Source organism: Azospirillum sp. TSO5 (assembly GCF_003116065.1).
In the GTDB taxonomy this organism is placed as follows: domain Bacteria; phylum Pseudomonadota; class Alphaproteobacteria; order Azospirillales; family Azospirillaceae; genus Azospirillum.
In genome coordinates, this window is the sequence record NZ_LGQY01000028.1 from 27,697 (window position 1) to 40,355 (window position 12,659).

9 protein-coding genes and 1 pseudogene are annotated in these 12,659 nt (G+C 67.0%); 7 read left to right on the forward strand and 3 right to left on the reverse strand.

The features are described 5' to 3' along the window. The 7 genes and pseudogenes from pstB (at position 1) to TSO5_RS07890 (ending at position 9,493) form a co-directional block, all read left to right on the forward strand. The gene (pstB, locus tag TSO5_RS07860; RefSeq protein ID WP_282183496.1) at positions 1 to 864 is read left to right on the forward strand and encodes a phosphate ABC transporter ATP-binding protein PstB; all 864 of its coding nucleotides are present in this window, start codon (positions 1 to 3) and stop codon (positions 862 to 864) included. A gap of 453 nt (positions 865 to 1,317) precedes the next feature. Next, positions 1,318 to 2,034: pseudogene (locus tag TSO5_RS07865) on the forward strand (YoaK family protein). A 159-nt stretch (positions 2,035 to 2,193) separates the two neighbouring features. After that, a complete protein-coding gene (locus tag TSO5_RS07870) occupies positions 2,194 to 2,628 on the forward strand; it encodes a TMEM175 family protein (RefSeq protein ID WP_282183497.1) in 435 nt (144 codons plus the stop codon). A gap of 234 nt (positions 2,629 to 2,862) precedes the next feature. After that, positions 2,863 to 4,110: a TCR/Tet family MFS transporter gene (locus TSO5_RS07875; protein WP_109151165.1), complete on the forward strand. Its 1,248-nt coding sequence runs from the start codon at positions 2,863 to 2,865 to the stop codon at positions 4,108 to 4,110. Positions 4,111 to 4,322: 212 nt separating this feature from the next. Next, positions 4,323 to 6,440 (forward strand): YgiQ family radical SAM protein, encoded by a 2,118-nt coding sequence (locus tag TSO5_RS07880; protein WP_109151077.1) that lies wholly within the window; start codon positions 4,323 to 4,325, stop codon positions 6,438 to 6,440. Positions 6,441 to 6,709: 269 nt separating this feature from the next. Further along, positions 6,710 to 8,518 carry an ABC transporter ATP-binding protein gene (locus TSO5_RS07885; protein WP_109151078.1) on the forward strand — a complete coding sequence of 603 codons (1,809 nt, stop codon included), beginning with the start codon at positions 6,710 to 6,712 and terminating at the stop codon, positions 8,516 to 8,518. Positions 8,519 to 8,635: 117 nt separating this feature from the next. Next, a complete protein-coding gene (locus TSO5_RS07890) occupies positions 8,636 to 9,493 on the forward strand; it encodes an oxidoreductase (protein ID WP_109151079.1) in 858 nt (285 codons plus the stop codon). An 18-nt stretch (positions 9,494 to 9,511) separates the two neighbouring features. On the opposite strand, the gene TSO5_RS07895 is transcribed toward TSO5_RS07890, so the two are convergent. Genes TSO5_RS07895 through TSO5_RS07905 form a run of 3 tightly spaced genes read right to left on the reverse strand, consistent with a single transcriptional unit; the run spans position 9,512 to position 12,463 of the window. Then, positions 9,512 to 9,913: a response regulator gene (locus TSO5_RS07895; RefSeq protein WP_109151080.1), complete on the reverse strand. Its 402-nt coding sequence runs from the start codon at positions 9,911 to 9,913 to the stop codon at positions 9,512 to 9,514. Then, positions 9,910 to 11,805 (reverse strand): PAS domain S-box protein, encoded by a 1,896-nt coding sequence (locus tag TSO5_RS07900; RefSeq protein WP_109151081.1) that lies wholly within the window; start codon positions 11,803 to 11,805, stop codon positions 9,910 to 9,912. Before TSO5_RS07900 ends, TSO5_RS07895 begins: the two co-directional genes overlap by 4 nt. Next, entirely contained in the window at positions 11,786 to 12,463 is a 678-nt protein-coding gene (locus TSO5_RS07905) for a chemotaxis protein CheX (RefSeq protein ID WP_247870637.1), read from the reverse strand. The genes TSO5_RS07900 and TSO5_RS07905 overlap by 20 nt, the downstream gene beginning before the upstream one ends. Positions 12,464 to 12,659 lie beyond the last annotated feature (196 nt).

The window sequence follows — 12,659 nt, forward strand, 5'->3', positions numbered from 1 at the left end:
ATGACGATGACCCACATGGACGCCAACAGCCCCGCCCACGGCAGCCGCCAGATGCCCCCCAGCATGATGGGCGGAACCGCCGCCGACCGTCCGATCGCCGGTGCCGGCCTGCCCGAGAAGATCAGCGTCCGCAACCTGGACTTCTTCTATGACGGCTACCGGGCGCTGAAGAGCATCTCGCTGCCGCTGTACGACCGTCAGGTCACCGCCTTCATCGGCCCGTCGGGCTGCGGCAAGTCGACCCTGCTGCGCATCCTGAACCGGATGTATGACCTCTATCCCAAGCAGGTCGCCACCGGCGAGGTGCTGCTGGACGGCCACAACATCCTGTCGCCCAAGCAGGACCTGAACCTGCTGCGCGCCCGCGTCGGCATGGTGTTCCAGAAGCCGACGCCGTTTCCGATGTCGATCTACGACAACATTGCCTTCGGCGTGAAGCTGTACGAGAAGCTGTCCCGTGCCGACATGGACGAGCGGGTGGAGTTCTCGCTGCGCCGCGCCGCGCTGTGGGACGAGGTGAAGGACAAGCTGCGCCAGAACGGCATGAGCCTGTCCGGTGGCCAGCAGCAGCGCCTGTGCATCGCCCGCGCCATCGCGGTGAAGCCGTCGGTCCTGCTGCTGGACGAGCCGACCTCGGCGCTCGACCCCATCTCCACCGCCAAGTGCGAGGAACTGATCGACGAGCTGCGGTCCGACTACTGCATCGCCATCGTCACCCACAACATGCAGCAGGCGGCCCGTATCTCCAACTTCACCGCCTTCATGTATCTGGGCGAGCTGATCGAGTTCGGGAACACGGAAGAGATCTTCACCAACCCGACCAAGGAAAAGACGTCCGAATACATCACCGGCCGCTTCGGCTGACGTTTTGCGCCGCCGGTCCTTTCCGCTTTTGTGGAGGTCCGGCGGCATTTTGTCTTTCAGGTGTTGGAAGTCGGCAGCGGCTGGGGAGGGAAACACGCCCCACGGACCCGAAGGCCACCCGGCATCCCTTACGGTACGCCGCTGCCTATTCACGACTGTAACACCTTCAGGTGGGTGTCGGCATAGACGCAGGCGATTACGATTTCCATAATCAAAGTTATGTGTTTCTTGTGTGTAAGCGCAAAGCTAAAATGTCAGTCCAGCGCAACATAGAACTGTCAGTTCTTCATCAGATTTGCGTCACCAAGGTGCCGTTGTCGCTGCTGATATCCCTCCCGCATCGGCAGGATGTGCAGAATTTTCCAAACCGGCCGCGAACCGACAAGACCGGCGCCGGGTTGATGCCCGACTTTGTCGCTCCACCCACATGAAAACATTGGGAAGGCGACGGCAATGTCCGCACCGGCCGCGAGCGGCACTTCTCCCCTGCCATGGCTTCTGCTTCTCCTGTCGGTGACGACGGGGCTGGTCGACGCCATCAGCATTCTTGGGCTGGGCAAGGTCTTCACCGCCAACATGACCGGCAACATCGTCTTTCTCGGTTTCGCCGCTGTGGGGACGCCGGGCTTCCTGGTCATGCCGGCGGTGACGGCGCTGGTCTCCTTCCTTGTCGGCGCCCTGATCGCCGGCCGGCTCGGCAGGACGCTGGCCGGGCGGCCGATGCGGCACTGGCTGCTGGCCTCGGCGCTGTTCGAAACGTCGCTGTTCTAGATCGCGGCGGTCGTCGCTGCCGGCTTCGATGCCGACCTGAATGCCGCGGTGCAATCCAGGGCGTTCGGCATCTATGCGATCATCGCCCTGACCGGGTTCGCCATGGGCTTCCGCAACGGGACCGTCCGGCAATTGAAGGTTCCCGACCTGACCACGACGGTTCTGACCCTGACCGTGACCGGATTGGCCGCCGATTCCAGCCTCGCCGGCGGGACGAACGTCAACCTCGGCCGGCGGTTGGCGAGCGTGGCTGCGATCTTTCTCGGGGCCGCCATCGGCGCCGTCATGGTGATGCAGAGCGGATTGGTGCTTCCCCTGGTCGTCGTGGGGGCTTTGGTGCTGGCCGGCACCGCTGTCTGCGCGCTTCACCCCGTTGCCGCCGCGCCGGCAGCGGCCTGACGCTCCGGAGATCGATCATGAAGGCCGGCCGGATGGAGGCGTTCACCGATGGGGTGCTGGCGATCGTCATCACCATCATGGTGCTTGAGTTGAAGGTGCCGGTTGACGGCAGCCTCGCCGCACTGGCGGAGCGTGTTCCCATTCTGCTGGCCTATGTGCTTGTCCTTCATCAATGTCGGACTGTACTGGAACAACCATCATCACCTGTTGCAGGCGACCACGCGGATCGACGGGCGGGTTCTATGGGCGAATCTTTTTCTGCTGTTCTGGCTGTCTCTGGTTCCCTTCGTCATCCGCTGGCTCGACGATAGTTCGTTCTCGCCGGTGGCGACGGCGGCCTATGGCGTCGTCCTCGGCATGGCGGCGGTCGGCTACAGCCTGACCGAACATGCAATCATCGCCTGCGGCGGCCGGGAGTCGGCCGTGGCCCGTGCCGTCGGATCCGATCTGAAGGGCAAGATCAGCCTAGCCATCTATGTGTTGGCCATTCCGGCGGCCTTCATCCTGCAATGGCTGTCCATCCTGCTGTACGTCCTGGTGATCCTGTTGTGGCTGGTGCCTGACCGCCGGATCGAACGCACCCTGGAGGGGTGACAAAGCGATCAGCGCATACAGGGGGTTGCCGATGGCGGTGATCGGCAAGCCGACCTCACCGCGTGCGTCGGCAAAACATATCCGCTATCGGAAATATTTCGCTTCACAACAGGCTGCGCGCATCCTATGATGATGCTTCATTGCGCGATGCCGCCCGGCCTGCCCTCTCCGGCCGGGGCACGCCCGCGCCCTGTTCGGGCGCCTTAAACCTCGTTGTTCCTGAAGGTCTTTTCCATGTCTCCCGTTCTTCGTCCGCGCAAGGCCGCGACGGCCTTCATTCTCGTCACCGCGGCGCTCGACATCGTCGCGATGGGCATCGTCATTCCGGTGCTGCCGGCGTTGATCGAGCAGTTTGCCGGAGCCGACGCCCAGGCTGGCACCATCAATGGTGCGCTGATCGCGCTGTTGGCGCTGATGCAATTCTTCTGCTCCCCGGTGATCGGGTCGTTGTCCGACCGCTTCGGGCGACGGCCGGTGATCCTGCTGTCGGCACTGGGGCTGGCGGCGGATTATGTGCTGATGGCGGTGGCGCCGAACCTGTGGTGGCTGGTGGTTGGGCGGGCGGTCGCCGGCGTCACCTCATCCAGCTTCACCACCGTCTTCGCCTATATGGCCGACGTGACGCCGCCGGAGCAGCGGGCGCGCGCCTATGGCCTGATCGGCGCCGCGTTCAGCGCCGGCTTCATCGCCGGTCCGCTTCTGGGCGGTCTGCTGGGCGAAATCTCGCCGCGGGCACCCTTCTGGGGGGCGGGCCTGCTCAGCGGGCTGGCCTTCCTCTATGGTCTGGTGGTGCTGCCGGAATCGCTGCCGCCGGAAAGCCGCATGGCCTTTTCCTGGCGCCGGGCCAACCCGTTCGGGGCGCTGCGCCTGCTGCGGTCGCACCCGGAACTGTCGGGTCTGTCGATGGTCAATTTCATGCTTCATGTCTCCCATCAGGTCTTCCCCGCCGTCTTCGTGCTCTATGCCGCGCACCGCTATGGCTGGAGCGCCTGGGATGTCGGACTTCTGCTGGCGGTGGTCGGCGCGCTCGACATGGTCATGCAGGGGCTGGTGGTGTCGCGCATGGTGAAATGGCTGGGCGACCGCGGCACGATGGTCGTTGGCCTGTTCGGCGGAGCCGTCGGGCTGGCCTGCATGGGGCTGGCGCCGGATGGCGGCTGGTTCGCGCTCTCCATCCTGCCGAACGCGCTGTGGGGGCTGGCGATGCCGACCATTCAGTCGCTGATGACGCAGCGGGTCAGCCCGTCCGAACAGGGTCAGCTGCAGGGCGCCAACATGAGCGTGGCCAGCGTCGCCGGCATCCTGTCGCCTGTCTTCTTCGGGGCGGTCTATTCCGCGTCGGTGGGCAGCGATGCGCTGTTCCCGCTGCCGGGTGCCGCCTTCCTGATCGCGGCGCTGGTGCTGCTGGCCGGTGCGCTGATCGGTTGGGTGGTGGCGCGCCGCAATGGCCGGGCCGCGGGGCCGGACGGTGTCGCCGCCTGAACGGCACCCTGGCCTTCCCCGTGCCCAACCCCCATGGCCGGCCCCCATGGCCGGCCCTTGCACCGGCTGTGGGGCGTCCCACATAGCTGTCGCGCCACCCCGCACAATGTCCCATTGCTCCGCTGCGTTATCAGCGGTGGGAATTTGGCGGACGACAGGGTAAGACTGTCGGCTTATCCATCCGCATTGTTGATAGAGACCCGGAGAACGCGATGCTCGCGGCCCCCAACCTGTTCGCCCACCGCCCGGACCGGAGCGTGCGCCCCAAGGCGGCGCCCTTCCTGCCGATGTCGCGTGCGGAAATGGACCGGCTGGGCTGGGACCAGTGCGACGTGATCGTCGTCACCGGCGACGCCTATATCGACCATCCCAGCTTCGGCATGGCCATCATCGGCCGGCTGCTGGAATCACAGGGGCTGCGCGTCGGCATCATCGCCCAGCCGGACTGGAGCAGTGCGGAGCCGTTCAAGATCCTCGGCAAGCCGCGGCTGTTCTGGGGCGTGACCGGCGGCAACATGGATTCGATGGTCAACCACTACACGGCCGACCGCCGCCTGCGCCACAACGACAGCTACACGCCGAACGACGAGGGCGGCAAGCGGCCGGACCGCGCCGTCATCGTCTATTCCCAGCGCTGCCGCGAAGCCTACAAGGACGTGCCCATCGTCCTGGGCGGCATCGAGGCGTCGTTGCGCCGCATCGCCCAGTACGATCATTGGAGCGAAAAGATCCGCCGCTCCGTCCTGGTCGATTCCAAGGCGGACATGCTGGTCTTCGGCAATGCCGAACGCGCCATCATCGAGATCGCCCAGCGGTCGCTGAAGGGGGAATCGCCCAAGGCGATGACCGACATCCGCGGCACCGCGATCATGCGGTCTTCCCTGCCGGAAGGCTGGACGGTGGTCGACAGCAGCTCCATCGACGATCTGTCCGCGCCGGTATCGCCGCGCGCCGCCGGGGCCGACCGCATGGCGGTCCGGCTGCCCAGCTTCGAGCAGGTGACGGCCGACAAGGTGCTCTATGCCCATGCCAGCCGCGTGCTGCACCAGGAGAGCAACCCCGGCAACGCCCGTGCGCTGGTCCAGCGCCACGGCGACCGCGATGTCTGGCTGAACCCGCCGCCGATCCCACTGGAAACCAACGAGATGGACGGCGTCTACGACCTGCCCTATGCGCGGGCGCCGCACCCGTCCTATGGCGATGCGCGCATCCCGGCCTGGGAGATGATCCGCTTCTCGGTCAACATCATGCGCGGCTGCTTCGGCGGCTGTTCCTTCTGCTCGATCACCGAGCACGAGGGGCGCGTCATCCAGAGCCGGTCGGAAGGCTCCATCCTGCGCGAGATCGAACATATCCGCGACAAGACCAAGGGCTTCACCGGCGTCATCTCCGACATGGGCGGGCCGACCGCCAACATGTATCGCCTCGCCTGCAAGGACAAGGAGACGGAATCCGTCTGCCGGCGCCCGTCCTGCGTCTTCCCGGACATCTGCAAGAACCTGAACACCGACCATTCCTCGCTGGTGCAGCTCTACCGCAAGGCCCGCGCGGTGCCGGGGGTGAAGAAGATCCACATCGCGTCGGGGCTGCGTTACGACCTCGCCGTCCGCAACCCGGAGTATGTGAAGGAGCTGGTGACCCACCATGTCGGCGGCTATCTGAAGATCGCGCCGGAGCATACCGAGCCGGGTCCGCTGTCGAAGATGATGAAGCCCGGCATGGGCGCCTATGACGAGTTCAAGCGGATGTTTGAGAAGGCCGCGAAGGAGGCGGGGAAGAAGCTCTACCTGATCCCCTACTTCATCGCCGCCCACCCTGGCACCACGGACGAGGACATGATGAACCTCGCTTTGTGGCTGAAGCGGAACGGCTTCAAGGCGGATCAGGTGCAGACCTTCCTGCCCTCGCCGATGTCGCTGGCGACCGCCATGTACCACAGCGAGCGCAACCCGCTGCGCCCGGTGCGCCGCGTCGGGTCGGAGCTGGTGTCGTCGGCCAAGGGGCTGAAGCAGCGCCGCCTGCACAAGGCCTTCCTGCGCTACCACGATCCGGAGAACTGGCCGATCCTGCGCGATGCGCTGAAGCGCCTGGGCCGCGAGGACCTGATCGGCCCGGGTGAGGAGCAGTTGATCCCGGCCTGGCAGCCGGTGGGTGCCACCGCCAAGCCGCGCGAGAAGGGGCCGAAGTGTAAGTCCTTCCTGACCCAGCAGGCCGGCCAGGGCCGCCGCGTGGTGCCGCCGGTTGGCAAGCCGCCGGGGGCGAAGCCGGCTGGGGCTGGAGGCAAGCCTTCCGGCATGAAGCCGCGCCAGACGAACTTGAAGGGCCGGTGACGGTAAAGGGTACACGCCCCATTCCCCTCTCCCCCCTGGGGAGAGGGTCAGGGTGAGGGGAATGCGCGGCGAGGATTCTCGCGAAGATACGCGGTGCATCCCCCTCACCCTCCCCACTTCGTGGGTCCCCTCCCTCTCCCCGGGGGAGAGAGGGCGATCATTGCCGCATTAAGTTTCGCGCCGGCTGCCTCAAGCCGCGCACCGCGACCATTCCCCATTCCCCAACGGCGCCGCCGCCTTTATGGCCGGCCCTGCCCCGGTTGGAACCCATGGCTCTGTCGAAACGCACCCCGCGCCCGAACGCCATCCGCAGCGTTCTGGCCTTCACCTTCCGTCACTGGCGCCGCCAGACCCCGCTGGCCGTCGGCATCGCTGGCGCCATCGCCCTGTCGACGCTGGCCGACGTCTTCATGCCGCTGTTCGCCGGCCGGCTGGTCGATGCGCTGACCCTGCTGCCGGGTGACCGCGACGCGGCGCTGCAGGCGGCGCTGACCGCCTTCGGCGCCATGGTGGCGCTGGGCGTCGGCATGGTGGTGATGCGCCATCTCGCCTGGAGCGGCGTCATCCCCTTCACCCTGCGCATCATGGCCGATGTCGGTCAGGACAGCTTCCACCGCATCCAGCGCTTTTCCACCGACTGGCACGCCAACAGCTTCGCCGGGTCGGTGGTGCGCAAGATCACCCGCGGCATGTGGGCGCTCGACACGCTGGACGACACGCTGCTGCTGGCGCTGTGGCCGTCGCTGGTCGTGCTGATCGGCACGATGGTGACGCTGGGGCTGCATTGGCCGGCGATGGGGCTGGTAATCGCGCTCGGCACCGCGGTCTACATCGCGATGACCGTGATGTTCTCCACCCTCTACATCGCCCCGGCCGCCCGGCTGTCGAACGCCTGGGATACGAAACTGGGCGGGACGCTGGCCGATGCCATCGGCTGCAACGCGGTGGTCAAGGCCTTCGGCGCCGAGCCGCGCGAGGACGACCGGCTGGCCGGCGTCGTCGACAAATGGAGCCGCCGCACCCACCGCACCTGGACCCGCCACACCCGCCACAGCACCGTGCAGTTGGTGGTTCTGCTGCTGATCCGCAGCAGCGTGGTGGCGACCGCGCTGTGGCTGTGGTGGCGTGGGCAGGCGACGCCGGGCGACGTCGCCTATGTGTTGACCACCTATTTCGTTGTGCACGGCTATCTGCGCGACATCGGCATGCACATCAACCACCTCCAGCGCTCCGTCAACGAGATGGAGGAGCTGGTGGCGATCCACGCCGAACCGCTGGGGGTGGAGGACCGGCCGGACGCGACGCCGATCCGCATCGGGGCGGGCGAGGTGCGCTTCGATCGCGTCACTTTCCAATATGGCGGCCACACCACCCCGCTCTACCGCGACCTGTCGGTGACCATCAAGGCGGGGGAGCGGGTCGGACTGGTTGGGCCGTCGGGGTCGGGCAAGACCACCTTCGTCAAGCTGATCCAGCGCCTGTACGACGTGACCGAGGGCCGGGTGCTGATCGACGGACAGGAGGTCGCGGCGACGACCCAGCAGTCGCTGCGCTCGCAGATCGCCATCGTCCCGCAGGAGCCGATCCTGTTCCACCGCACGCTGGCGGAGAACATCGCCTATGGCCGGCCCGGCGCGTCGATGGCGGAGATCGAGCGGGCGGCCAAGCTCGCCAACGCCCACGACTTCATTGCCCGCCTGCCGAAGGGCTATGCGACGCTGGTCGGCGAGCGTGGCGTGAAGCTGTCGGGCGGCGAGCGTCAGCGGGTGGCGCTGGCCCGCGCCTTCCTGGCCGACGCGCCGATCCTGATCCTGGACGAGGCGACCTCCAGCCTGGATTCGGAATCGGAGGCGCTGATCCAGGAGGCGATCGAACGGCTGATGCAGGGCCGCACCGCCATCATCATCGCCCACCGCCTGTCCACCGTCCGCACGCTGGACCGCATCCTGGTCTTCAACCAGGGCCGGGTGGTGGAGGAAGGCAGCCACGCCGCCCTGCTCCACCGGCCGGGTGGGCTCTACCGCCGCCTGTTCGAACAGCAGTCGGAGCCGGAGCCGATCCGCCGGATCGGGGGCTGAGCGGACCACTCTCCTTACCGAAAGGTGGGGTGGCCGCGCCGGTGCGGCGGCGTATGTCCCTGGCGACCAACTCAGTTCGCCGGCAGCGGCGCATCACGAGAGACCGCAGGAGTCGTCATGGCACAGACCACCACCGACACGCCCGTCTGGTTCATCACCGGCTGTTCGACCGGCTTCGGCCGCGAACTGGCGCGGCTGGTCCTGGAGAAGGGCTGGCGCGTCGCCGCGACCGCGCGCGACCCTAGGAAGCTGGACGACCTGCTGGCCGGCCACGGCGACCGCGGACGCGCCATCGCGCTCGACGTCACCGACCAGGCCCAGGTCGCCCGCGCCGTCCGCGAGGCGGAAGAGGCGTTCGGCCGCCTCGACGTGGTCGTGAACAATGCCGGCTACGGCTACCTCTCTGCCATCGAGGAAGGCGAGGATGCGGAGATCCGCGCGATGTTCGAGACCAACGTCTTCGGGTTGGCCGCCGTGACGCGGGCGGTGCTGCCGGGGATGCGGGCGCGCCGCGCCGGCCATATCGTCAACATCTCCTCCCAGGGCGGCATGGTCGGCTTTCCGGGCTCCGGCTATTACGCCGCCACCAAGTTCGCGGTGGAGGGGTTGTCGGAGTCGCTGTCGAAGGAGGTGGCGCCGTTGGGCATCCGCGTGCTGATCGTCGAGCCCGGACCGTTCCGCACCGATTGGGCCGGGCGGTCGCTGAAGCAGTCGGCGACCTGGATCGACGATTACGAGCAGACCTCCGGCGCGCGGCGCAAGCAGATTTCCGGCTACAGCGGCAAGCAGCCGGGTGATCCGGTGCGGGCGGCGGAGGCGATCATCACCGCAGTGATGGCCGAGAATCCGCCGCTCCGTCTCGTGCTCGGCCGCCCGGCGCTGGAGGGCGTGCGCGGCAAGCTGCACTCGGTGCTGGACGAGATCGACGCCTGGGAGAAGACGACGCTGGGCGCTGATTTTCCGGATGCGGGGTGAGGGGGTCGCTCCCTCCCCTCACACGAACAGTTCCATCGTCTGCGGCACGTTGCGCGGCGTCTCCCCCGCCAGGATCGCGCGGGCGACGTCGACGGCGGCGATCAGGCCGCTTTCGGTGAAGGGTTTGGGCAGACAGCCGATGCCGGTGAGCGGACCGTCCTTCTTCAGTTCGTCGCGGAACGACGTGATGAACAGGCAGGGCACGCCCAGCTTCGTCAGCCCGCGCGCGGCGTCGATGCCGTTGGTGCCCATGCCCAGATGCACGTCGACCAGCGCCAGATCGGGCCTGTCGGCCGCGGCGATCTCCATCGCCTCCGTCGCGGTGATCGCCGGGCCGATGATGCTGTGGCCGACATTCTCCAGATAGAGCTGCTGTTCCAGCGCGATCAGCACCTCGTCCTCCACCAGCAGGATCTTCATCCCCCGATCTCCTCGGTGGACGTCGCTTCGAGAAGCGGCACCTCGTCCGGCACCGGCAGTTCGATGCGGAACGTGGTGCCCTGCGGCGTGGTGTCGATGTCGACGCTGGCCCGGATCTGGCCGGCGAGGCTGGAGACCAGGCGCATGCCCAGGCTGCGGCTCTTGCGGATGTCGAAGTTGGACGGCAGCCCGGGGCCGCGGTCGGAAACGGTCAGGGCAAGGTCGTCGGCCTCGCGCATGAAGGTCACCGTCACCCGCGCCGGACCGTTGCCGCGATGCTTGACCGCGTTGGTGATCAGCTCGTTCGCGATCAGGCCGAGCGGTGCGGCATGGTCGATCGGCAGGTCGATCACGTCGGACCGCACGACGATGTCGCACATGCTGTCGCCGCCCGACGCACGCGCCAGATCCTCGCACAGTTCGTTCAGGTAGGTGCCGAACTCGATGGTTTGGAACTGGTCGGCCTGATAAAGGCGGTTGTGGACGCGGGCGATCGCCTCGATGCGGCTGCGGGCATCCTGGAAATGCACCCGCACCCCTTCGTCGGGCAGGCTGAGCGTCTGCAGCGTCAGCAGGCTGGACACCAGCTGCAGGCTGTTCTTGACGCGGTGGTTGACCTCGCGCAGCAGGGTCGATTTCTGGCCGACCAGCTTGCGCAGCGCCGCCTCCATCGACTTGATCTCCGTCACGTCGATGTGCATCAGGACCGTGCCGCCGAAGGGACCGGCCGGCATCGGCGCGGCAAGGCAGCGGAACCAGTGCTGGGTGTTGGTGACATATTCGGCCGACACCGGCGGGCCACCCTCGTTCAGCAGCGTGCGCAAGCCCTCCATCACGCTGTCGGCGCGTGGGTCGGCGGTTTCCCCCCGGCCGCAATGATCGAGGTAATTGTCGCCGACGATGCAGCCCTGGCCGAGGAAGCTGGTCTCCGGCCCGGCTTCCGCCCAGGCGCGGTTGACCGAGACGATATGGCCGGAGCGGTCGAGCACGGCGATGAAGGCCGGCAGCGCGTCCAGTGTCGCCTTGGTCTGTTCGGCCAGCTGGCGCATGGCGAGCGCGCTGGTCCGCAGTTCCTCGCGGGTGCGGCGGCGTTCGGTGATGTCGCGCAGGATGCCGGTGATGAAGCTGCGCCCTTCCGATTCCCAGCGCGCCATCGACAGTTCGAGATCGATGTGGCCGCCGTCGCGGCGTCGGCCAGACAGTTCCACCGGCTGGGTGGCGGCGTCCATGCCGGCGGCGCCCGGTCCGCTGCGCTCGGCCATGGCGATCCAGTCGGGCGCGTCGTCGCCCAGCAGCACGGTGACGCTCTGGCCGATCAGCTCGTCCGGGCGGTAGTCGAACTGGCGGGTGGCGGTGCCGTTCATCCACTGCACCATGCCGCGGGTGTCGGTGGTGATGATGGCGTCGGGGGCGGTATCGACGATGGCGCGGTAACGGGCGTCGCGCTGTTCGCGCAGCACCCGTTCGCGGTTCACCGATGCGGTGACGTCGGTCACCTGGATCAGGCAGCGCGCCTCGCTGCCGGCCGACTGCGAATGGGGCGACGACGCGTTGGACGGCAGCGGGCGGATCACAACATTGTGGACCATCCGTCGCCCGTCGGGCAGGCGCAGCGGGAACAGCATCGGGTTCAGCGTGTGCGACAGAACGCCGGGCGCGCCTGTGGCCAGCGTGTCGCGCACGGCGATGTGCAGGCGAGATTCACGCAGGTTCGGCAGGGCATCGAACAGGTCGTGCCCCAGGATCTCCCGGGCCGTCAGGGTGGAGGCCTGCTCCATCCAGCCGTTCCAGTAGAGGACGCGGCAATGGCGGTCCAGAAGCAGGATGCCCGCATCCAGCGCGCCAAGGACATCGAGCGCCCAGGTGGGTTGTTCAGGCAATCTGGGAGCCATGCGACGTTCCGGCGGATGAGGGTTCTTCGGCGGCGATGCCTTCGATGAAGGCGTGGATCAGCTGCTTCAGCGACTGCAGGGACGATACCCCCATCAGCAGGGCGATGTAACCGCGGATGCTGCGGCTGCGGATGGTGAAATCGATGTAGAGGAACAGCACAAGCTCGTCCGCGCCTCCGGCCTTGTCGGTCAGGATGTTGGCGCCGTCGCCGCGCAGAACCGCCGGCAGCGAGATGGTCAGCCGGTCCCTCAGCGCGTTGGCGACCACCACCAGGCAGCCGTTCAGGATGATGTTGCCGATCTCGGCCAGGGCGTCCTGCTCCAGATCCACGATCTCCGCCAGGGTCAGCTCGCCGCCCAGGACCGCGCGGGCCAGTTCCAGGCTGTTGGCCTCCGGAAAGATTAGCATGGCGCGGCCGTCGAAGGAGCCCTGGAACTGCTGCTCCACCGCCACCAGCCCGTGGCGTTCGCGCGCGGTCAGGAAATCCGACGCCTCCTGCCGGCTGACGATGTCCACGGTCGGCACGGACAGCAGGACCTGGTCGTTGACCATGCGGCTGAGATGGGTGGCGGCGCGACCGACCCCCATGTTCACCAACTCGGTCAGCGCATCGCGCTCCAGGTCGGTCAGTTCCACCATCGCTCGGCGCCTGTTCATTCTTGGTCTCGGCTTCACAACCGGCGCCGCCGGGCGGTCGCATCACAAATGTGGCCTATCGGCCTGGAAAAAGGCACCCCCGTCAATGTCATATGTTAAGCTGGCGACGCCATAGCCGATATAGCCGCCTCTATTCCCACAATGGTCAGGCCAACAGTCCGGCGTCTGAAGAACCGCGTTCGGAATGTTCGGCAAG